We start from the raw sequence: 23,517 nt of genomic DNA on the forward strand, positions 1-23,517 counted from the left end.
GACGATCAATTACAACTAATTTCATCCCAGAACCAATTCGATTGAACTGGGCTTTCCCAAACACCTGGGCCATTTTTAGCCACGAAGCACTTACCGTTATGCGTCACTTTATCGCCATTACTCACTTGGCTAACACCGGCTTGCCACGTAATAAATTCAGATGGATCGACAACCACTGGCGGTTCTGTCACAGGTGGTTCAACGGGTGCAGGGTCTACTGGTTCTGGATCGACAGGGGCAGGATCAACAGGCGTTGGATCTGTCACAACTGGTGGTGTTGGCTCGCCCGCTACTAGTTTCCAAGGGCCACCATTGGCAGGGTCATCCCCTTGTGTCCACCATTTCGCTTCATAGGTTGCGCCGTTATGCGTCACTTGGTCACCCGCGTTGTAAACCTTGGTCGCACTCCAACCATTACCACCCGGATCAGTACCAGGATCTACCGGATCCAGCTTATCGACCACTTTCACTTCAGGCCAACTCGCATGAGAACCATAAAAGTTGGTCACACACTTCTCGTAATCGCCAGCCACCAGTGCGGAATAAGCAGTTTGAAAGCCCACTAGCTCACACTCAAATGAATACCCTTCTGGGCGGTCTGCGTAGTATTTCCAGTTACCATCCCAGTTGGTGTACAACACATCCGTTGCTCCGTTGAGATTCAAGCTTCCGTAAGGCGTTTGCTGCCAACATGTATTGGCTTCATCGGCTTCTACAGGAATCTGATAGTGCGCGGCTAACCCTTCCCAGTAACGAATACGGTTAACGGGTTGGCCTTTGTCTTTGTTCTGCTCGCCACATTCAATACCACCATTGATCACGTTGATTGTGGTACCAAAGCCATAGCCAATACCCGCATCCAATTCACGTTGAGATGGTGTCCATGTTCGGTCAATTACATGCAGCATTGCCGGTTTAGGCGCTTGTGGTGTTAAAAAGAACCAGATAGCAGACGCTAAGTTCAACCAAGAATCCGCCACTAAGCCCGGATTGTTGAGAAGCACCGTCGCATCGCCATCGAACATCACTTCAGAGAACGCGCCGTAATTAAAATGGTAAGAAAGCTGTTTAGCACCACGTCCGAAGTAACCCTGCCCCGCAGCACATGGCCAACGGGCATTCTGCCAATCATTCTGACCACAACCTGTGGTGTAACCTTCTTGGCCTTCAGACCAACCCATTTCGCGAACATGCACCAGCGCTTGCTGCCACTCTTCTAGAGCTAATGGATTATCAGAGGTGTTGCCTATCGCGATGTGCCCACCCGTCTCTTGTGAAAAGTGAGCAAAGGCCGTGATGATGGATTTCTTACAGATGGCATCGGAGTCACGGCCATCGGTGTACTCTCCACAGAACGCTGGGAATTTACCGATCGCACGTAAGAAGCGAGTGTAGGTGTATTCTGGCGCTGCCATCTGAGTGAGGAAGTCCCATTCAGATTGAGGGAACACGCGCTCTACACGCTTTATGTTTTCAGGATTCGAGGGGGAACCGGGTTCAATCGCTTCAACGATTGTATTCGGGCGAGTTTGAAGGGCCTGTGACCAGATCGCATACATAGGATCGGATGTTTTCGCTTGTTCAGCAGCTTGTAGAGCCGACTTTTCAACAAGGTAACCATTCGGGTTTTGCGGATCAGGTTGAATGTTCAAAGACGCATGACTTTGCGCTGCTAATGTGCAGCCCAGTACTGTCGCCAAATATTTGATTTTTAACATGATGGATTCTCTTATCTGTCCTTAATAAGTCCATCAAAGAGTATGCTTCACATGTGGAATGGCCTAGCTGTAGCTGTGTGAATTTATAAAAAGTGCGAGTGATCTTTTTGATACATGGCTCAGCACAACAAAGCGTCTCATGGTTTCTTGAGCTGATATCTAGTTTCCAACTCATTTGGTTTCTAGTTATTGTTCATTTGATTTCGAGGTATTGCTCATAAGCCTTTAATGTAATGAATCAATATAATCAATCGAAAAGAAAAAAGCCCCGAACTGAGTTCGAGGCTTAAGATCTTAATCAAAGCTGGTTAAATCTCTAAGAGATTATTCCCACTCGATAGTTGCTGGTGGCTTACCAGAAATATCGTAAACAACACGTGAAATGCCGTTAACTTCGTTGATAATACGGTTAGAAACCTTACCTAGGAAGTCGTATGGTAGGTGTGCCCAGTGAGCAGTCATGAAGTCGATAGTTTCTACGGCACGTAGAGATACAACCCAATCGTACTTACGGCCATCGCCCATTACGCCAACTGAACGTACTGGTAGGAATACCGTGAATGCTTGAGATACTTTGTGGTAAAGGTCAGCAGCGTGAAGCTCTTCAATGAAAATAGCATCTGCGCGACGCAGTAGATCACAGTACTCTTTCTTGATTTCGCCAAGAACACGAACACCTAGACCAGGACCCGGGAATGGGTGGCGGTAAAGCATGTTGTATGGAAGACCAAGCTCAAGGCCGATCTTACGTACTTCATCTTTAAACAGCTCACGTAGAGGTTCAACAAGACCCATTTCCATATCATCAGGAAGGCCACCAACGTTGTGGTGAGATTTGATTACGTGTGCTTTACCTGTCTTAGATGCTGCAGACTCGATTACGTCTGGGTAGATAGTACCCTGAGCAAGCCATTTAGCATTAGATAGTTTCTTAGACTCTTCATCGAAGATATCTACGAATACGTGACCGATGATTTTACGCTTAGCTTCTGGTTCAGCTTCGCCTTCCAGAGCTTTAAGGAAACGATCTTCTGCATCGACTTTGATGATGTTTAGGCCGAACTGGTCACCAAACATATCCATAACTTGCTCAGCTTCGTTTAGACGAAGAAGGCCGTTATCAACAAATACACATGTTAGTTTGTCGCCGATAGCGCGGTGAGCAAGCATCGCAACTACAGATGAATCAACACCACCAGAAAGACCAAGGATAACTTCGTCGTCACCTACTTGTTCTTTAATACGTGCAACTGCATCTTCAATGATTGAAGCTGAAGTCCACAGACCTTCACAACCACATACGTTAAGAACGAAGTTCTCAAGCATTTTCAGGCCGTTTTTAGTGTGTGTTACTTCTGGGTGGAATTGAACACCGAAGTACTTCTTCTCTTCGTTTGCCATTGCAGCGTATGGGCAAGTGTCTGTTTCAGCGATCTTTGTGAAATCAGCTGGAATCTCAACTACTTTGTCGCCGTGGCTCATCCAAACATCTTGAGTAGACTCAAGGTCAGCGAAAAGTGCAGATTCGCCAGTCACTTGTACCGCTGCGTAGCCGAACTCGCGCTCAGTAGACGTTGCTACTTTACCGCCAAGTTGCTCAGCCATAGTTTGCATGCCGTAGCAGATACCGAATACAGGAACACCTGAATCAAATACGTACTGAGGTGCACGTGGAGAGTTCTCCTCCGTTACACTTTCAGGACCACCAGATAGGATGATGCCGTCTGGATTGAATTCACGAATATCCGCTTCTTCTACGTCCCAGCTCCAAAGTTCACAGTAAACACCGATCTCACGAATACGACGAGCTACTAGCTGTGTGTATTGAGAACCGAAGTCTAGAATTAGAATACGTTGGTCATGAATATTTTTAGTCATTGTAAGCAGTCTTATTGGCTATGTGATAAAACGGAGGTGAGTTTACTCACCTCTGATTAACTCTTCAAGAAATAAAGCAAACGTTTTCGTTAGATATCTTTAACCACGTGTTTTGAGACAATCGGACTTTTAACAAAACAGGCGGTAGATATAATACCAATCACAGTAAGTAAGTGTTCAGGAATAGCGTAGGAAAAAAGCCTGAGAACGAGGCAGCTCTATTCGACAAAGAGTTCTGATAAGTAGTTATTCTACAATCAAAAATTCTAACGAAGTTATCGAGGTTTTTAACAAGCTAGGATGACCAGTTATTTACTACGATTGGTATATTAATGTGCCGACTAAATCAGCACATTATTCAAACGTTTGGACGTATTATTAACCTAAACGGTAGTTAGGTGCTTCTTTCGTGATTTGAACATCGTGTACGTGAGATTCTTTCATGCCCGCACCAGAGATACGAACAAACTCAGCTTTAGTACGCATGTCTTCAACAGTTGCAGAACCCGTTAGGCCCATGCTTGAGCGTAGACCGCCCATCTGTTGGTGAACGATCTCTTTTAGACGACCTTTGTATGCGATACGACCTTCAATACCTTCTGGAACAAGCTTGTCTGCAGCGTTGTCAGATTGGAAGTAACGGTCAGAAGAGCCTTGAGACATAGCGCCAAGAGAACCCATACCACGGTAAGACTTGTAAGAACGACCGTTGTAAAGGATAACTTCACCCGGTGCTTCTTCAGTACCAGCGAACATTGAACCAACCATCACACAAGATGCGCCAGCAACGATAGCTTTACAGATATCGCCAGAGAAGCGGATACCGCCATCTGCGATTACTGGAATACCGTATTCGTTAGCCACTTCCGCTGCGTCTGCGATGGCTGTTACTTGAGGAACACCAACACCAGTAACGATACGAGTCGTACAGATTGAACCTGGGCCGATACCAACTTTAACCGCACTAACACCAGCTTCGATAAGAGCACGAGCACCAGCGCCAGTTGCTACGTTACCACCGATGATTTGTAGATCAGGGTATGCAGCGCGAGTTTCGCGGATACGGTTAAGTACGCCTTCAGAGTGACCGTGTGAAGAGTCGATAAGTAGAACGTCTACGCCAGCTTCAACTAGAGCAGCAACACGCTCTTCGTTACCAGCACCAGCACCAACAGCTGCACCTACACGTAGGCTGCCGCGCTCATCTTTACATGCGTTTGGTTTACGTTCTGCTTTGTGGAAATCTTTTGCAGTGATCATTCCAGAAAGTTGGAAGTCATCATTTACAACAAGAACTTTTTCAACACGCGCTTCGTGCATTTTCTCTTGAACTTCTTCACGAGTTGCACCTTCTTTAACAGAAGCAAGGCGAGCTTTAGGCGTCATTACTACATCAACTTTCTTAGAAAGGTCAGTAACAAAGCGAACGTCACGGCCAGTAATGATACCAACCAATTCGTTTGTTTCAGTAACAACAGGGAAACCGGCGAAGCCGTGTTTTTGAGTAAGGGCTACAACATCAGCGATTGTCGCGTCAGGGCTTACAGTTACTGGGTGAGAAACCACACCAGCTTCGTAAATTTTAACCTGGCGAACCATTTCAGCTTGCTGCTCGATTGACATATTCTTATGAATAAAGCCAATACCACCTTCTTGCGCAAGGGCAATTGCTAGGCGTGCTTCCGTAACAGTATCCATCGATGCAGAGATCATTGGGATGTTTAAAGAAATGTTTTTCGTTAACTGAGTGCGAAGATCAGCTGTGTTCGGAAGAACGGTTGAGTGTGCTGGGACGAGTAAAACGTCATCAAAAGTTAAAGCTTCTTTTGCGATTCGTAGCATTTGCAATATCTCACAACAAAGGTGTTAAAAGGAGTAAACCCAACTTTATCGTTTCGCATAATAAAGTGATTTGGATTTGATATTGCAGACGGATTATACGCACGGCGAAATCGCTTGGCTACACATTTTTGTATTTTTAATTTGCATTTGCCCCCTTGCTATGTATTATATTGCCGCTATCTTCCATACTCACGCCCTGTGAGATTCCAAGAAAGACCTTCCTTCAAGGAAAGATAGTGCTTCTATGACTAATCCAAACATCTTTACTGTTTCTCGCCTCAACTCAGAGGTTCGTCTCCTATTAGAAAACGAAATGGGAATAGTCTGGCTCGTTGGTGAAATCTCAAACTTCTCTGCACCTGTCTCTGGTCACTGGTACCTCACGCTAAAAGACTCTCGCGCTCAAGTTAAATGCGCCATGTTTCGTGGCAATAACCGCCGTGTGACCTTTAAGCCTCAGAACGGCAATCAAGTTTTAGTCAAAGCTCGCCTATCTCTTTACGAGCCACGCGGTGACTACCAACTGATCATCGAAAGCATGCAGCCAGAGGGTGACGGTAAACTTCAGCAAGAATTTGAAAAGCTGAAGATGAACCTTGCCGCAGAAGGACTGTTTGCTCAATCAAGTAAGCAACCACTTCCTGAACACCCAAAGCGCGTTGGCGTTATCACCTCAAAAACGGGCGCTGCGCTGTTTGATATTCTTGATGTACTGAAAAGACGCGATCCTTCATTGCCTGTTGTGGTTTACCCGACCATGGTTCAAGGCGAAGAGGCGGCGATTCAGATTGCCCAAGCGATTGGACGCGCTAACGAACGCAATGAATGTGATGTGTTAATCGTCGGCCGTGGTGGCGGCTCACTGGAAGACCTATGGTGCTTCAATAACGAGATCGTAGCTCGCACAATCGCAGCAAGCCAAATCCCGATTATCAGCGCCGTTGGCCACGAAGTGGATGTCACTATCGCTGATTTCGTTGCCGATATGCGTGCCCCAACGCCATCAGCTGCCGCAGAATTGGTTAGCCGTGATAACAGTCATAAAGAACAAGCTTTCGCGTCTAAACGTGCTCGCTTAGTCAGTGCGATTCGTCATGTGTTAATCAAACAGGCGCAATCCACTCAAACGTTGAAATACCGCTTAGAGAAGCAACACCCTAGCTACCAACTTCAAAAGCAGAGTCAGCAGCTTGATGACCTAGATATGCGTTTGCGTCGTGGTATGACTCAATACCTAAAACAGCATGCACAGCGTGTTGAACGTAAACAGCACCAGCTTCAATTGAACTCGCCAGTGAAACGCCTTGGCGAACAGAAACTGCATCTGCAACGTTCAGAGCAAAAGCTATTGGATGCAATGGACAAGACATTACTAACCACTCGCCACCAGCTCGCTATGGCTGCAGAGAAGTTAGAGACCGTTAGTCCACTGGCAACCCTAAAGCGTGGCTACAGCATTACTCATTCAGAATCGAGCAAGACGGTATCATCGATTAACGATGTCGAAGTCGGTGAAGTGATCACCACTCAAGTTGAAGACGGTGTGATTGAGTCGCAAGTGACCACAAGAGTGACTAAGAGCGAGCTTTAGGTTCGACTAGAACGTTGAAAATCATTTAAAACCAGAAAGCCCTATCGATAATCGACAGGGCTTTTGTATATCTACTGGCTGTAAAAGAAAACAACCTGATTCAAACCTTACTCACGACTCCGTCGTAGAAGGCTCCTTCATGGTTAGCATCCCTTCCGTCACAATAAAGTTGATGATGAAGTCTAGCCCTTGGCTCTCTTTGAGGTTGGTGAACACGTATGGCTTGGTTGGACGCATGCGTTGTGTGTCTTGCTCCATCACCTCAAGTGACGCACCCACATATGGTGCTAAATCGATCTTATTGATAACCAGCAGATCAGAACGCGTAATACCCGGTCCGCCTTTACGTGGGATCTTCTCCCCTTCCGCTACATCAATCACGTAGATGGTAAGATCGGCTAATTCAGGGCTGAACGTCGCACTCAAGTTATCACCGCCACTTTCGACGAATACCACATCGAGGTTCTTATGCAGCTTGGCAAGCTCTTCTACCGCAGCTAAGTTCATCGACGCATCTTCACGGATCGCCGTGTGCGGACAGCCACCCGTTTCAACACCAATGATACGATCCGGTTCTAGCGCTTCTGCTCGCGTGAGTATCTTGGCATCTTCTTGCGTGTAGATGTCGTTGGTTACCACGGCAATGTTGAGCTTGTCGCGAATCGCTTTACAAAGCACCTCTAACAGAGCTGTTTTACCAGATCCTACTGGGCCGCCAATACCAATTCGAAGGGGTTGCTTATAACTTTCCATTGTCTACTTCCTTATATTCTTTTCTTGCTACCTCGTTCGCGCTGACCGCTACGAACGAAATAGTCGTGTGTATTGTGTTTCGTGCAGTGAACTTGCTAATGCCATTGATGGCGAAAAACTGCCTACCATCCAATCTTCTATCGCGTGGGCCTTTTCGATCACCTCAGGAAAGGTGTTGGTGATATTAATCAATGCCAACTGCCCGTCGGTTTGACCTAAAGGCACCAGTTTCACGCCTGCGGTAACGATATTTTCAAGCCAGCTCCATAAGTAACCTTGCTTGAGGCTTTCTAAATCAATGCCCCAATGCTGAGCCGCCATACACATGCCCAACAATTGGTTTGAATGACTATCAACAGAGTCCACCAGCGAGATATCGATATCTAAGCGCTTCAACAAAGTATTCAATGCCTGCCCACGTTGCTTTTCTTCTGCCCGCAATTCACTGGTTTCACGGCTTGAGTACAGGTAATTACACCAGTGCTCAATCTCATCGAGTTCACCCTTTTCTAGAGCGTGGTAAAGACGCTCTAAGATGGGCAATTCCAAAGTCGCAACACTGGAACTGACAATGGTATTAAGCCACTGTTCCATACTATTGCGATCGGTCACCCAGCCCGCTTCAACCGCTAACTCAAGGCCTTGCGAGTAAGTGAACCCACCAATCGGCAATGACGGACTGATCAATTGAAACAGACGATAGATGGCGACTTTTTCTGTTGTGGTCATAACCGTGCCCTCAGTCTTCTAGAATCAAATAAGTTCGAGAGCCTACGCGCCTAACAGTAATAGTGCGCTTGCTGAAGCCACACCAACCGACATCCATTTTGAGTAAACCGCGCGGCCAACAAAAGTACCGATAACCATCAGAGCCAAAGCACTGATACTCATGCCAGTTGCAAACTGAGTTAGGTTACTTGCCGCTTCAACGCCATGCGCATAACCATGGAAAAACAACATGCCAATCGAAGCCGCTAATACACTGTTCACTCGCTTAGTCGATGGTGAGAACACGTGCCATAAACATAAGCTGACAACGAATAGAGAAGCGATGATTGCTGGTTCAACAATCACAGAGAAACCTAAGGCTTGGCCTGCGATAAGCCCTACCACCAAAGACACCAACCCACCGCCAATCAAAGCGGCTTTTATCTTGCTTGAAAACGACAGTGCGCCAATTAACAAACCGAAAGCAATCAGCATGATCAGGTGATCCATACCTGTTACCGGGTGCGTTAAGCCAGACATAAATGAGTGAGACTCATGAGCCGAATGCGAACCGTGCCCCGGGTGAGCCAAAGCCATCGTTGATGTTGTTAGAGAAGCTATTGTGAAAGTACATAAGCCAGCAGCTGTTTTAAAGTTCATCGCGAGTTCCTTGCGTTTATAATTATTAATATCGTTGTTATATAAATCGTTTAGTGAGTCATCAATGACTCGATTAATGATGGTGATGATGTCCACCAGAGCGACCGCCATAAGCACCGCCTTCTGGTTCAAACGGTTGTTTCTCAGTGGTCACTTTCGCGCCTAAGCCTTCAACCATTTCATCTAAAACATGGTCGTGTTGATAACGAACCCAACCCGCTTCCACTTGCAGCGGAACATGACGGTTGCCAAGGTGATACGCCACTCGCGTTAGCAAGTGTGGGTCTTCACAATAAACAGTCGAAACAGTTTCCGGTGCCGCTTTCACTTCTACGACTAAACCACATTCACTTGAGAGTTGTTCGCCACCACGCAAGATATGACCTCGTGGTAGAAACAGCCCTGCATTGCGCCCGTCATCTAGCATCACCTTAAGGCGACTTTTGATGCGGCTATCGATCGGCAGGCTCAAGTAACCGTCCGGTGCATTTTGTATTTGAGTATTCAGTTGAGTCAGTTCAATCATGCTATTACCTCAATCTCCTTGTGAGATTTATAACGTTCAAAATAGGGTCACTAAAATAAGATTCTTTAGTCAAAGGCTTAGAATAGAAAGTACCGCTGAGCCATTGGCAGCTCTTCAGCAGGCTCACACGTGAGTAGTTCACCATCGGCGCGCACTTGGTACGTCTGAGAGTCGACTTCAATCTTCGGCATCCAATCATTGAGCTTCATGTCGGCTTTGCTGATGTTTCGGCAGTTGCTCACAACACCAATCAAGCTCTGCAGACCCAATTGCTTGTCGATGTTCTGCGCCTTGGCTTCTTTGGAAACAAACAACATTGATGTGTTCTGACATGCCTTGCCATAGCTACCAAACATTGAACGGTAATGGACTGGCTGAGGTGTTGGGATTGAAGCATTTGGGTCACCCATCGGCGCCATGGCGATCATGCCGCCTTTCAAAATCACACTAGGTTTCACACCAAAGAAAGCGGGCTTCCACAACACTAAGTCTGCTAATTTCCCTGCTTCGATAGAACCGATTTCATGAGACATACCATGAGTGATCGCTGGGTTGATGGTGTACTTAGCGACATAGCGTCTTAATCGGAAGTTATCGCTGTAGTCTGAATCTTCTTTTAAGCTACCGCGCTGAACTTTCATCTTGTGCGCGGTTTGCCAAGTACGTGTTACTACCTCGCCTACTCGTCCCATAGCTTGAGAATCCGAAGCGATCATAGAAAACGCACCTAAATCATGAAGAATGTCTTCAGCGGCAATGGTTTCACGACGAATACGCGACTCGGCGAACGCCACATCTTCAGCAATAGACGGGGAAAGGTGGTGACATACCATCAACATGTCCAAATGCTCATCGACGGTGTTTATGGTGTAAGGTCGTGTTGGGTTAGTCGAAGAAGGCAGAACATTCGGTTCACCTGCAGCACGAATAATATCAGGAGCGTGACCACCACCCGCACCTTCGGTGTGATAGGTATGAATCACGCGGTCGCCGATTGCGCCAAGTGTCGATTCAACAAAACCAGATTCATTCAGAGTGTCGGTATGAATCGCAACTTGTACGTCCATCTCGTCAGCAACACTTAAGCAGGTATCGATTGAAGCGGGGGTTGTTCCCCAGTCTTCGTGCAACTTCAAACCGACTGCACCTGCTGCGACTTGTTCGCGTAGAGCTTCTGGCTGACTTGCATTGCCTTTACCTAACAAACCAAAGTTCATTGGGAATTGATCGAGTGATTCCAACATGCGGTGCATGTTCCAAGGCCCCGGTGTACATGTGGTCGCGTTAGTTCCTGTGTTTGGCCCAGTGCCACCGCCAATCATGGTTGTCACACCCGACGCCAATGCTTCTTCAATCTGTTGCGGGCAGATAAAGTGGATGTGTGAATCAATGCCACCAGCAGTCAGGATTGAACCTTCGCCGGCTAAAATTTCCGTGCCTGGGCCAATCACAATATCAACGCCCGGTTGAACATCTGGGTTGCCCGCTTTGCCCAATGCCTGAACTCGACCATCTTTGACTGCGACATCGGCTTTTACGATGCCCCAGTAATCCAACACAATCGCGTTAGTGATCACCAAATCTGGAGTTTCGGCACTTGGACGTTGGCTTTGCCCTTGTCCATCACGGATAACTTTGCCGCCGCCGAATTTCACTTCGTCGCCGTATACGGTGTAATCTTTTTCAACTTCTAGCCATAAATCAGTGTCAGCAAGACGCACTCGGTCACCGACTGTTGGCCCAAACATTTCGGCATAAGCCTGTCTGGATATCGTCGCCATGTTCAATCCTTTGTTATTTTCATTATTCCGTGGGAGCGCTTAGAGCTTGCCCATCACCTTTCCTTGGAAGCCATAGATCTCTAACTTACCGGCGTAACGCACTAACTCGACGCTACGCGACTGACCCGGCTCAAAGCGGGTTGCAGTACCCGCAGGAATATTGAGTCGAAAGCCTTTAGTGACTTCTCGGTTAAAGATCAGCGAAGGGTTTGCTTCATAGAAGTGGTAATGAGAGCCAATTTGCACAGGACGATCGCCAATGTTTTGCACCTTAACGGACGTTGTGTCTCGGCCTTCATTGAGAGTGATGTCACCCGGTGCGGTTTCTACTTTTCCGGGAACGAATCCTGAGTATTGTTTTGTGGAACCAGCCATATTACTTCTCCCTACACGATAGGTTCATGAACGGTCACCAGCTTGGTGCCATCAGGAAAAGTGGCTTCGACTTGTACATCAGGGATCATGGAAGGGATCCCCTCCATAACGTCATCGACAGTAAGAAGTGTGCGTCCAAAATCCATTAATTCTGAAACGGTTTTACCCTCGCGGGCACCTTCGAGAATGGCACTGCTGATCAGTGCGATAGATTCTGGGTAGTTGAGTTTTAAGCCTTTCTGTTTACGCTGCTGTGCCAGCATTCCTGCGCAGAAGATAAGTAGCTTATCTTTTTCTCTTGGTGTTAATTCCATTTAGCTGCCCGCTGTTAGTGTTGTTTTCTTAGTGCTCAGAAACGCATGAGCAGTAAGTGGGATTCAATCACAGCAAGCTTGAAAAAATGTACCGAGGGCCGGAAGTCGCCCTCGGTACAAATAGGGCTAATCGCTAAGTCGCCCAAATCCTTGGTAAATCAGGAGTCGTACCACATAAATGAGAGCGAGTTGCTTGCCATATCTGACCAAAGGCCTGGAGGATGTCTTCACTCCAATAACCCAAGGCTCGCACCACAATCAATCCTTCTATCTGTGTCGCACCCAATATTAATGTGGGTTCACTCGACGTTTTTGATGTAACTGATTGCTGTGAAGCTTGCTGTGTAATAGATAAGAGCAAGCTCTGTACCAACTCTAAATCTTGCTTCTCATTTGAGGTGAGATAAAAGGTACCCATCATTGAATAATCAAGTAACCCCATATTTATCATTAACTTATCGCCACCATGAAAATTAAAGCCTTCAGTCAGAAGCCTTTGATTATCAAGATAGATTTCTGTTTTCCCAACGAGATGACCATGCTCGAATCCCTCATTCTGTGCAGGGCGTCCAAAACAGTGCATCTCCCAACCCCAAAACTGTGCGCCCTTTTCTAGGCGAATTTCAGTATCTAAACGAACGTGTGCATTGGGGAAAAAGATGTTCTCTTGCGGCATCCATTCCAAGCGTGCATCTTTCTTCACTCGTAGGGTCTGCTTCTGCTTGGCGTACTTGTTGTTTGAGCGATAAAACTTGGTCGCACCGGGTGTGGTAATCAACGCGTGAGCACCGTGCTCAAGATTCACGTTAATATTGAGAGTGTCACCACCTACCACTCCGCCGGGGGGATGGAGTAAGTAGGTGTGACACGTTTCCCCATCAGGATACAGGGGGCGTTGCACCGCAAGCGGACCAGACTGCTGACGATTCTTTAATACGGTTTTATCACCTCGATCGACAAAGGTGAGGTTTAAACTCGCTTGCCAACCATCACGAATATCTTGTTCGATGGTCTCATTCAAAGATAAAGCTTCTACTAAAGAAGCCTTGCTTACTTCATTCGGAGAAAAGAGAGAATTCATACGGTTAGGTACTCCTTTATCAAGGACTCATCGAGCCCTGTCATTTCACCTTCTGCCACTTGGCGTCCACGGTCGATAATGCAAAAACGGTCACCGACCTTTCTTGCAAACGGCAGCTTCTGTTCAACCAACAGAACCGTGAGCCCCATTTTCTCGTTGAGCATGCGAATGATGTCGCCAATCTCTTGCACAATATTGGGTTGAATACCCTCCGTCGGCTCATCCAAGATCAATAGCTTTGGATTAACCACCAGCGCACGCCCAATCGCTAGCTGTTGCTGCTGGCCACCCGATAAATCACCACCGCGACGATGTAGCATCTCTTTTAACACTGGGAAAATATCGAAGATGAATTCAGGGATCTTGCGGTCACCCTTTTTACGAATCGGTAAACCGACCTCTAGATTTTCTTGAACAGTGAGCATTGGGAAGATCTGGCGACCTTGCGGTACATAGCCGATCCCTTGGCGTGGACGGTCCTCGGCATCGGTTTTCAAAAGTGACTCACCCGATAAGGAGATGTCACCGCTTTCAACCTTCACCAACCCCATAATGCATTGCAGTAAGGTGGTTTTACCGACACCATTTCGCCCCATTAGCACCGTGCATTTACCTTCTGGGATCTGCATATCCAAATCCCACAGCGTGTGGCTCTCACCGTAATATTGATTAACTGATTTAACCTCTAGCATCCTATTCTCCGAGATAAACTTGTTTAACTTCAGGGTGAGCCTGCACTTGATCCATAGTGCCTTCAGCCAACACATGACCTTGATGAAGCACAGTCACATGGCTGGCGATAGAACGAACGAAATCCATATCGTGTTCAACGACCACAACCGAGTGCTTGCCTGCCAGTGAGTTAAGTAGCTCAGAGGTGCGGTCCATTTCTTGGTGAGTCATACCTGCCACGGGTTCATCCACCAGCAACAGCTTAGGGTTTTGCATCAATAGCATGCCGATCTCTAACCACTGCTTTTGTCCGTGAGACAGGTTACCTGCCAAATTCGCCGCTTCGTCTTTAAGGTGAATAAGCTCTAGTACCGAGGTGAGTTTGTCTTTCTGCTCGCCAGACATCACGGCAGTGAAAGTTGCCCACACCGAGCGATCACCTGCCATGGCTAATTCAAGGTTCTGCCACACAGTTAAACATTCAATCACGGTCGGCTTTTGGAACTTACGCCCAACGCCTGCGTTAGCAATTTCAGCTTCGTTCATCTTGAGTAGATTGATGTTCGAACCTAACCACACTTCGCCAGTATCTGGCTTAGTTTTCCCGGTAATGATGTCCATCATGGTTGTTTTACCTGCGCCATTAGGGCCGATGATGCAGCGTAGCTCTCCCTCTTTGATGTAAAGGTTGAGGTCGTTTATCGCTTGGAAACCATCGAAGCTTTTGTTGACGCCTTCGACATACAACAGCACGTTATGTCGAGTATCGATGGCAGGATGAATATCGGGTTTGAGGTAATCAAAGACTTCGTCTCGACGAGTGAACGCCTGAACCGATTCCTTTACGCTATTCAATGTGGTCATGCGATCACCTCCTTGGCCTTGTGCTGATCATCCTTATCTTTATCTTGGTTTTTCCCATTTGATGCCTTGCGCAGCTGCTGCCACTTTTCACTGACAAAGCCAATCACACCTTGTGGGAAGTACATGGTTGAGAGTACGAATAGTCCACCCAGAGCAAACAGCCACACCTCCGGGAACTCAACCGTAAACCAACTCTTGGCGTAGTTGATGATCAATGCACCGACAATGGCACCAAACAGAGTGGCACGACCGCCTAAGGCTACCCAAACCACAATCTCAATCGAGTTAAGAGGAGCAAATTCTCCCGGATTGATAATACCCACTTGAGGGACATATAAAGCCCCGGCAATACCGGCGATAACCGCAGAAAGAACGAAGACCCACAGCTTGATGCCATCGACGTCATAGCCCATAAAGCGAGTGCGTGATTCCGTATCACGAATCGCTAATGCCACACGACCTAATCGACTGGTCACCACCATGCGACAAGCTATGTAGCTGAGAATAAGCGCAATACCAGTCGCGACAAACAGACCTATCTTGACCGCATCACTCTGCAAACTCAGACCGATGATGTCTTTGAAATCCGTCAGTCCGTTGTTGCCACCAAAGCCCATTTCGTTGCGGAAAAATGCCAGCATCAATGCGTAAGTTAATGCCTGAGTCATGATAGAAAGATACACCCCGGACACACGAGAGCGGAAAGCTAAATAACCGAACAAGTAAGCCAATGCGCCCGGCACTAGCACCACCATCAGGCAAGCAAACCAGAACTGGTCAAAGCCCTGCCAGAACCACGGCAACGCAGACCAATCAAGGAACACCATGAAATCTGGTAAGACTGGATCACCATAAACCCCACGGTCACCAATCTGACGCATCAAGTACATGCCCATCGCATAACCACCAAGCGCAAAGAAAGCACCGTGGCCAAGGCTCAAGATTCCGAGATAGCCCCACACCAGATCGAGCGCCAACGCCAACATTGCGTAGCTCAGATATTTGCCCATCAGCGAGATAGTAAAAGTCTCTACATGGAGCGGGTGCCCACTTGGTAACATGGTGTTAGCCAGTGGGATAAGAATAACGGCCGCTAGAATGGCAAGGATGGTCAGTTGGCCACCTTTGTCACCACGCATTGCCGAAAGTACAAATGATTTTGACTGCATGATGTTGTCCTTAACCTTCAGCCGCACGACCACGTTGCGGGAAGAGTCCGCGTGGGCGTTTTTGAATAAATAGAATGATGAAAACCAGTACCAGAATCTTGGCGAGAACCGCACCAGCCCATGGTTCTAAAATTTTATTGAACAGACCAAGGCTTAAGCCTGCGACTAGCGTGCCCCATAGGTTGCCAACACCGCCGAATACCACCACCATGAATGAGTCGATGATGTACGCCTGTCCCATATTAGGGCCAACGTTGGTCAGTTGAGACAGTGCCACGCCTGCAACACCCGCAACGCCAGAGCCTAAACCGAAGGTCATCGCATCAACTCGCTCTGAACGAATACCCATCGCACGAGCCATGCCACGGTTTTGAGAAACCGCACGAACCTGCAAACCTAGTGGTGTCTTTTTCAGAACCATTAATAAGCCCATAAATACCAAACCACAGAAGAGAATGATATAAAGTCGGTTGTAAGTCAGGGACAACATTGGGTTCAATTGAAGTGCGCCAGACATCCATTCAGGCGTGCTCACTGAGCGGTTCAAAGGAGAGAAAATCGAGCGAACAGCCTGCTGCAAGATTAAGCTAATACCAAAGGTCGCGAGTAAGGTTTCCAATGGGCGACCATAAAGATGACGAATCACACTTCGCTCAATCGCAATGCCCACTAAGCCAGAAACAATGAATGCCGCTGGAATGGAAAGTATCAGCGCTAGGCCAATATGATTCGGCATCAACAACTGCAATACGTAGGTGGTGTAAGCGCCAATCATGATCAGCTCGCCATGAGCCATGTTGATAACGCCCATCACACCAAAGGTAATCGCTAAGCCAATGCCTGCCAGTACCAATACCGAGCCTAAGCTCAAACCGAAGAATACGGTTTCTACACCCGAATAGAGTGCTTGGCTTTGTTGATAGCTATCCATCGCACGTTCTGCTGCAGCGGTAATGCTTGGATCTTGCTCAGTGTTTAACAGTTGATTCAGTGTTTTCAGAACCACCGAGTGTTTGAAGTCACCAACTCGTTCAATTGAAGCCACACGATCTTCAATGGTGGCACTGTTATTAAGAGAAGTGGCAATCGCTAACGACAAATCCATTAGCTCAGCTACTTTGCCATCTGATTCATTGGCTCTGAGTTCAGTTAGTCGTTCGATAATGTCAGCGTCTTTGGTTCCGAACAAATCCAAAACCGCCTTATAACGCACATCAGGGTTGCCGCTGTTCAGTCCAATCGAGGCTATTTCCCCGCGTAATATCCCGCGAAGTTTGTTATTCACACGAACCTTTTTAAACTGTCTCGCATTCTCGATATTAAGCGTTGAATCATCCCATACTGACTGAGCTGACGTCGCTGTTTTGATACTTTGAATGAGGTAGAGCTGTTTGTACTGCTCGCTCTGTTTCTCATTGAAGTAGTAAAGGTTTCCGTTTAACCAGCCATCTAAAATAGCTTTCGACACATCTTCCTTTTGCGTCTCAATCACCCAATCGATAGCTAATTCTTTATCCGATGTTTTCTTACCAACTAGCGCCTTGGTAAAGCTAGCTTCATCCGTTATTCCAGCAAAAGCCAACTGAGCACTGACTGCCATGAGCAACAGCGCTTTAAATACGTTTAATACGTTTTTCATCCCTGCTTCCTTAACCAACCAAGTTAGATATTGTTATTTTTACTTGGAGGATGTGTGGATAGTGGTTGTTACCTGAAACGATGAGCCTTCCGTTCGCTTCGCCCGTTAAACAGACGCGTTCTTCCCAAACCGGAAGGCTCAATATTCCTGAATTGACGATCTAGTTACCGCCAGAACACTTCTTCGTTTCGACGTTAAACGCACCACATGAGAATGGCTTCGACCAGCTAGAGAACAGTTTTGCCGATTCAGGTAAGTAACTCGACCAAGCATCACCCGCCACTAGTCCAGTGGTTTCCCAAACGATATCGAATTGACCATCGCCTTGGATTTCACCGATCAGGACTGGTTTAGTAATGTGGTGGTTTGGCAGCATGGTAGAGTAGCCGCCAGAAAGGTTAGGTACAGACACGCCAATCAAGGCATCTTGCACAGATTCAGGATCGGTTGTGCCCGCATTAGTGACCGCTTGAGCCCACATATTGAAGCCAACATAGTGCGCTTCCATTGGGTCATTGGTGACACGCTTTTCACTCTTGATGAACGACTGCCACGTTTCAACGAACTCTTCATTAGCTTCAGTATCAACACTCATGAAGTAGTTCCATGCCGCTAGATGACCAACCAATGGTTCTGTGTCCATGCCTGACAGTTCTTCTTCACCAACAGAGAATGCAATAACTGGGATGTCTTCAGATGAAATGCCTTGAGCGCCTAGCTCTTTATAGAAAGGTACGTTCGCATCGCCGTTTACAGTAGAAACCACAGCGGTTTTCTTGCCAGCTTCACCGAACTTTTTGATGTCTGAAACGATAGATTGCCAATCAGAGTGACCAAATGGCGTGTAGTTGATCATGATGTCTTCTTCTGCGACACCTTTATCTTTTAGGTAGGCTTCTAAGATCTTATTGGTTGTACGTGGATAAACGTAATCGGTACCTGCAAGTACCCAGCGCTCGACTTCAAGCTCTTCCATCAAGTAATCCACTGCTGGGATCGCTTGTTGGTTTGGCGCGGCACCGGTGTAGAAAACGTTTTTAGAAGACTCTTCACCTTCATACTGTACTGGGTAGAAAAGGATGCTGTTGAGTTCTTCAAAGACAGGTAGCATGGATTTACGTGATACCGACGTCCAACCACCGAACACCACATCCACTTTCTCTTTTTCGATAAGCTCACGCGCTTTCTCAGCAAATAGCGGCCAGTTTGACGCAGGGTCAACCACGACAGGCTCTAGCTTCTTACCAAGCAAACCGCCCTTTTTGTTCTGCTCTTCGATGAGCATTAGCACGGTATCTTTTAGCGTTGTCTCACTGATCGCCATGGTGCCAGAGAGTGAGTGTAGAACACCGACCTTGATGGTCTCATCAGCAGCAAACACTGTTGCAGAAGAAAATGAAAGTGTTGTACACAGTGCAGCTAGCGATAAATTGAACACCTTGTTCATGATATTACTCCATAATTGTATTTTTGTTATTCAATTACAGAGTTACAAGAAGAGTGCCAAACTTATAAACCAACGAAATTATTTATAAGTAATTGTATTAATAGAATTTAAAAGAAACTCACACCAATAGAGTGCATAGCAATCATGTAACTATTTTTCATACTGGTGCAGTGACGGTGGGAATGAACCAAGATGACACATTCCTGTTCTTCAGATACAAAAAAGACCCAACACTTTAGTATTGAGTCTCTGGTATAACATCACCGATGGTCGTTCAAACCATGAGTTTAAGGCTATTCCGCTGGTTTAAATTCGAATTTTACTCTCGACTTAGATTTCAACTCGTTGCAATCACCGTTGCAAAAATAGCTCGCCGCACCACAGGCTTGAAGCTTCTCAAGTTGGCTGCTGCACTCAGGACAAAACCCAACTTTAGTAAAGTGAGCCTGACAACTTTCACAGTGATACTTGCCATCCCAAGCTAGCTCAGACTGGCACTTAGGGCAGATATTTTCACTCATTAGCATTTCCTAATTTACTACTATTTTTACAATCTACTACTGTTGAGACTTGGCTTGCTTGATTTGATACATGTTCTTATCAGCTTGTGCGATCAACTGGTCTAATCCTTGAGGATCTTTGTCACAAGAAAGCCCGACACTCACCGAGAATTGCACATCATTGATATAAAGCGCTTGTTGCAGTGCTTTCTCTAAGCTGTGGTAGAAGCTAACAACGCTTTCTTGATCATCAAAACATGAGAACACCACAAACTCATCACCACCATAACGCCCTATCTTGGCACATGCTGTGGTTGCCTCATCAAGAACTTCGGCAACCGCCAGCAACACATCGTCACCGAAACTATGGCCATAGGTATCATTTATTGATTTGAACTTATCGACATCAACAAACAAACACGCCATCACCTTTTCAGAAAAGCATCGCTTGGCCAACACTTTCTCCGCTTCATTAAACAATGCGCGACGATTCAAGCAATGGGTTAAAGAATCTCGATTAGCGAAAAAGTTTAGCTGGTTCTCCAGCTCAAACTTCTCTAGTGCTACCGAATACAGGGAAGCCAGTAGCTCTAAGATCTCGAGCTCAAATTCATGTGGTTCAGAGATGTACTGGCTATAAATAGCGAAGGTAACCAACACATTACCGCGCGACGAGATAATGGGGACCGACCAACAGGCATGTAAATTCGCTTGATTGGTTAAGACCAGAAAAGGTGCCCAGTTTGGGTGTGCATTTATGTTGGAGACCATCACTGCTTTCTTAAGCGCAGCTGCCTCGCCACAAGAGCCTATCCCCGCACCAATTCCTATCCCTTCAATCTGTTGATTGTAAAAATCAGGCAGGTTTGGGGCATACTCAAGGTGTAACGTTTTAGACTCTGAGTTGAGCAGTAAAATTGAAGCCATGCGCTGCTCGGTAAGCTGAATAATCTTGTGATTTAAATCTTTGCGATCCATCCCAAGCGCAAGCTTCCGTAGCAAGCTATTGACGGCTCGATGACCTTCTAATAAAAATTGTTGTTCCATTCACTAAGGCTTTCAATTGTGTAATCGGGTACAACTTGTTCTTATGCAAGCTTGTTATTGGTTAATAATAACACACTAAATTAGTACGACACACAATCGAAGATCATAGGTTGATCTTTCGCTTTATCTATTTTGATCAGCGATCTACCCCAAAAAGAATATTTATATCACCACACACCGAAAGCATAAGTTACATATGCTGCATTTCAATTTCAAATAGTCATTTATATCAAAAGTGACATGTAAAAATAAAATAAACAGCACAAGCCATTTCGATCTGTAGTCTAAATCATCGAATTACATGCGTCAGCATTTCAATGTTTTGACCATCTAGCTGGGTCAGCTTAACGGACAGCGCACCAAGTTCTGAGGTGTTTCCAATGTGTGTGCCACCACAAGGAATAGTGACCTGAGTATCTGCGTCAAGCTGCCACTCCCAGTAACGAGAGTCTGTTAACGCCTCGCCTTCTAGTCTCATCGCAACTGGCGTCGGCTCTGCAAGCCAGCCCGCAAGCATTTGGTTGATATCAGCTTCGATGTCATCAAGATTTGCTAGCATGTCTGCAACGTTCAAACCGCGCTTCTTCAGGGTTTTGCCTAAGCGATACTTATCGGCACACAGCTCTGGAGTCACAAAGCTCGTCACTTGTGCATAACTATTGAAGTCGTAACTGCCAAGCGGATCTTTTCTGTCCGCATCTTTACGCCAGTAGCTCTCAGCCAATACTTTATTCAAGGCTAGGAAAGCGATGTGGCCAGCACTGTGACCACGGCTCAAACTGGCTTGGTACTCTTTATCAACCGACAACACGACTTCGTCGTTAACCTTAATCATAGAAGCAGATGTAGGTAGCTGGTGGACAACAACAAACGCCCACCCTTCCGTATCACGCTTAACAGGGATATCTGCTGCGATATGAAGCTTGCCAGTAGATTGTTCTATAGCACCAACAAGGCAGTCTTCAACGGGAAATTGCACGTCACCAACATTCACAAAGCCTTGGTCTGCAGGGTGATCTGGCCAAATGTGACTCACTGGGTGGAAGGGTGTCACGTCGGTGATCAGGTAAGTTTTGCTGTCATCGCTTTCAACGTACTGCGCTTTAGCATTGAGCTGCCAAGCCTGATGACAAAATTGAGTGATGGTTGGTGTGATTGCTGACACAGGTGTAGTCAAATCGCTAGTAGTCATATCGTTCTTCTTCTGGAATCTAGTCTGATTCGTTGAGCCATGATGATAAAAACGTATTGTTATGGCTTAACGTGAATTTTGCTTAAAAAAATACCCGAGACAGGCTCGGGTATCAAATCTATTGGAAAGGTTTACTTACGACCTTTAACCATGCTCATCATACGTTTACGTTTACGTTCTTGAGAAATTGTCAGCTTGTTAGTCTTAGCTTCAAATGGGTTCTCGCTGTTCTGGAATTGAATGCGAATAGGTGTACCCATGATTTCTAGTGAACGACGGTAGTAGTTCATCAAGAATCGTTTGTATGAATCTGGCAAGTTACGAACTTGGTTGCCGTGGATAACGATAATCGGTGGGTTGTAGCCACCAGCGTGCGCGTATTTCAGTTTCACACGACGGCCACGAACCATAGGCGGTTGGTGATCATCAGTCGCCATCTTCATGATACGAGTTAGCACAGAAGTACCAACACGAGTAGTCGCTGACTTGTAAGCTTCTTGTACAGACTCAAACAAGTGACCAACACCTGTACCGTGAAGTGCAGAGATAAAGTGAATACGTGCGAAATCAACGAAGCCTAAGCGACGGTCTAGCTCTTTCTTAACGCGTTCTTTAACGTCGTTATCTAGGCCATCCCACTTGTTTACGGCAATAACAATTGAACGACCAGCGTTCAACGCAAAGCCTAGCAAGCTTAGATCTTGATCAGAGATGTTTTCGCGAGCATCGATAAGCAGCAATACAACGTTAGCATCTTCAATCGCTTTCAGTGTTTTAACCACTGAGAACTTCTCTACCGTTTCGTTGATGTTTTTACGACGACGAACACCCGCAGTATCGATTAGAACGTATTCACGCTCGTCACGCTGCATTGGGATGTAGATAGAGTCACGAGTCGTACCTGGCATATCGTAAACAACCACACGCTCTTCACCAAGAATACGGTTCGTTAGCGTTGATTTACCTACGTTAGGACGGCCAATGATCGCTAGTTTGATCGGTTGATCTTGAAGACGCTTGAATTCTGCTTCAGCTTCTTCTTCTGTAAATTCAACCTGCTCTTCTTCTTCGTCTTCAAACTCAGTTAAGTCGCTTACTTCGCCATTCTCAGCTTTTAGCGCTTCTGCGAATGGGTTAAGAGCAAGGTCAATAAGTGCAGTAACACCACGACCATGCGCCGCAGCGATTTGGTACATGTCTTCTACACCTAGTTGCCAGAAGTCAGCACTTGCAGCATCAGGGTCGATACCATCAACCTTGTTTACTACTAGCATTGAAGGCTTTTCTAGTTGACGTAGGTGCTTAGCAATCGCCACGTCTGAAGGTGTTAGACCCGCACGGCCATCTACCATAAATAGAACGACATCAGCTTCATCAATCGCCGCTAGCGACTGTTCAGCCATTTTAGTTTCAACACCTTCTTCAGTACCGTCGATACCGCCAGTGTCAATAACAATAAAGTCATGCTCGCTAAAATGAGCATGACCGTATTTACGGTCACGCGTTAAGCCAGGGAAATCCGCAACCAATGCATCACGAGTTCGAGTCAATCGGTTAAATAACGTAGATTTACCTACGTTCGGACGCCCTACTAGAGCAACAACAGGTACCATAACAACCTCTACAATTTCTTCTCTAAATGTAGTTATAGGTAAGCACTTGTTCGCAAGTTTAAACTCTTACCTATAACCACACGGTTTATTAATTTTTAACAACAAAACGGCTCCTGGCTGTTACCAACCAGGAGCCGACTGTGAATT

General features: G+C 46.4%; 21 protein-coding genes. 1 reads left to right on the top strand and 20 read right to left on the bottom strand.

From position 1 onward, the window contains the following. Positions 1–5: 5 nt before the first annotated feature. From AB4167_RS08065 to guaB, 3 genes are all read right to left on the bottom strand, one after another. Complete coding sequence (locus AB4167_RS08065; RefSeq protein ID WP_372136386.1) at positions 6–1,718, bottom strand: glycoside hydrolase family 19 protein; 1,713 nt, start codon at positions 1,716–1,718, stop codon at positions 6–8. 324 nt (positions 1,719–2,042) lie between these two features. After that, complete coding sequence (gene guaA / locus AB4167_RS08070) at positions 2,043–3,596, bottom strand: glutamine-hydrolyzing GMP synthase (protein ID WP_017059729.1); 1,554 nt, start codon at positions 3,594–3,596, stop codon at positions 2,043–2,045. A 378-nt stretch (positions 3,597–3,974) separates the two neighbouring features. Further along, complete coding sequence (gene guaB, locus AB4167_RS08075) at positions 3,975–5,438, bottom strand: IMP dehydrogenase (RefSeq protein WP_372136388.1); 1,464 nt, start codon at positions 5,436–5,438, stop codon at positions 3,975–3,977. Positions 5,439–5,682: 244 nt separating this feature from the next. On the opposite strand from guaB, the gene xseA reads away from it, so the two are divergent. Then, a complete protein-coding gene (gene xseA / locus AB4167_RS08080; RefSeq protein ID WP_102393626.1) occupies positions 5,683–7,029 on the top strand; it encodes an exodeoxyribonuclease VII large subunit in 1,347 nt (448 codons plus the stop codon). 111 nt (positions 7,030–7,140) lie between these two features. Here the strand turns inward: xseA and ureG are convergent, their stop codons facing one another. From ureG to der, 17 genes are all read right to left on the bottom strand, one after another. Beyond that, positions 7,141–7,782, bottom strand: a complete 642-nt coding sequence (ureG, locus tag AB4167_RS08085; protein ID WP_004735125.1) for an urease accessory protein UreG — start codon at positions 7,780–7,782, stop codon at positions 7,141–7,143. A 48-nt stretch (positions 7,783–7,830) separates the two neighbouring features. After that, positions 7,831–8,511 (bottom strand): urease accessory protein UreF, encoded by a 681-nt coding sequence (locus AB4167_RS08090; protein ID WP_372136389.1) that lies wholly within the window; start codon positions 8,509–8,511, stop codon positions 7,831–7,833. A 42-nt stretch (positions 8,512–8,553) separates the two neighbouring features. Further along, positions 8,554–9,150: a HupE/UreJ family protein gene (locus AB4167_RS08095; RefSeq protein ID WP_372136390.1), complete on the bottom strand. Its 597-nt coding sequence runs from the start codon at positions 9,148–9,150 to the stop codon at positions 8,554–8,556. Between the two features lie 73 nt (positions 9,151–9,223). Then, positions 9,224–9,676 (bottom strand): urease accessory protein UreE, encoded by a 453-nt coding sequence (gene ureE / locus AB4167_RS08100; RefSeq protein ID WP_048614367.1) that lies wholly within the window; start codon positions 9,674–9,676, stop codon positions 9,224–9,226. Between the two features lie 77 nt (positions 9,677–9,753). Then, complete coding sequence (gene ureC / locus AB4167_RS08105) at positions 9,754–11,457, bottom strand: urease subunit alpha (RefSeq protein ID WP_372136391.1); 1,704 nt, start codon at positions 11,455–11,457, stop codon at positions 9,754–9,756. Between the two features lie 39 nt (positions 11,458–11,496). Next, positions 11,497–11,832, bottom strand: coding sequence for an urease subunit beta (locus tag AB4167_RS08110; protein ID WP_017062503.1), 336 nt, complete (start codon positions 11,830–11,832; stop codon positions 11,497–11,499). An 11-nt stretch (positions 11,833–11,843) separates the two neighbouring features. Beyond that, positions 11,844–12,146 (bottom strand): urease subunit gamma, encoded by a 303-nt coding sequence (ureA, locus tag AB4167_RS08115; RefSeq protein ID WP_004735119.1) that lies wholly within the window; start codon positions 12,144–12,146, stop codon positions 11,844–11,846. A 133-nt stretch (positions 12,147–12,279) separates the two neighbouring features. Next, complete coding sequence (locus tag AB4167_RS08120; protein WP_372050940.1) at positions 12,280–13,227, bottom strand: urease accessory protein UreD; 948 nt, start codon at positions 13,225–13,227, stop codon at positions 12,280–12,282. After that, positions 13,224–13,919 carry an urea ABC transporter ATP-binding subunit UrtE gene (gene urtE, locus AB4167_RS08125; RefSeq protein WP_017062505.1) on the bottom strand — a complete coding sequence of 232 codons (696 nt, stop codon included), beginning with the start codon at positions 13,917–13,919 and terminating at the stop codon, positions 13,224–13,226. The genes AB4167_RS08120 and urtE overlap by 4 nt, the downstream gene beginning before the upstream one ends. 1 nt (position 13,920) lies before the next feature. Next, a complete protein-coding gene (gene urtD, locus AB4167_RS08130) occupies positions 13,921–14,763 on the bottom strand; it encodes an urea ABC transporter ATP-binding protein UrtD (RefSeq protein ID WP_372136392.1) in 843 nt (280 codons plus the stop codon). Then, positions 14,760–15,932, bottom strand: a complete 1,173-nt coding sequence (gene urtC / locus AB4167_RS08135) for an urea ABC transporter permease subunit UrtC (protein WP_017062507.1) — start codon at positions 15,930–15,932, stop codon at positions 14,760–14,762. Before urtC ends, urtD begins: the two co-directional genes overlap by 4 nt. Positions 15,933–15,942: 10 nt before the next feature. Further along, a complete protein-coding gene (urtB, locus tag AB4167_RS08140) occupies positions 15,943–17,571 on the bottom strand; it encodes an urea ABC transporter permease subunit UrtB (RefSeq protein WP_372136393.1) in 1,629 nt (542 codons plus the stop codon). Between the two features lie 160 nt (positions 17,572–17,731). Continuing rightward, complete coding sequence (gene urtA, locus AB4167_RS08145) at positions 17,732–19,018, bottom strand: urea ABC transporter substrate-binding protein (protein ID WP_017069306.1); 1,287 nt, start codon at positions 19,016–19,018, stop codon at positions 17,732–17,734. Between the two features lie 293 nt (positions 19,019–19,311). Further along, entirely contained in the window at positions 19,312–19,539 is a 228-nt protein-coding gene (locus AB4167_RS08150) for a zinc ribbon domain-containing protein (RefSeq protein ID WP_017062829.1), read from the bottom strand. A 36-nt stretch (positions 19,540–19,575) separates the two neighbouring features. Continuing rightward, a complete protein-coding gene (locus tag AB4167_RS08155) occupies positions 19,576–20,565 on the bottom strand; it encodes a sensor domain-containing diguanylate cyclase (protein ID WP_372136394.1) in 990 nt (329 codons plus the stop codon). Between the two features lie 289 nt (positions 20,566–20,854). Then, positions 20,855–21,757: an alanyl-tRNA editing protein gene (locus tag AB4167_RS08160; RefSeq protein ID WP_372136395.1), complete on the bottom strand. Its 903-nt coding sequence runs from the start codon at positions 21,755–21,757 to the stop codon at positions 20,855–20,857. A 131-nt stretch (positions 21,758–21,888) separates the two neighbouring features. Beyond that, positions 21,889–23,370, bottom strand: coding sequence for a ribosome biogenesis GTPase Der (gene der, locus AB4167_RS08165; RefSeq protein WP_017062511.1), 1,482 nt, complete (start codon positions 23,368–23,370; stop codon positions 21,889–21,891). Positions 23,371–23,517 lie beyond the last annotated feature (147 nt).

The organism is Vibrio sp. 10N.286.49.E11 (assembly GCF_041469505.1).
Taxonomy (GTDB): Bacteria; Pseudomonadota; Gammaproteobacteria; order Enterobacterales; family Vibrionaceae; genus Vibrio; species Vibrio crassostreae_C.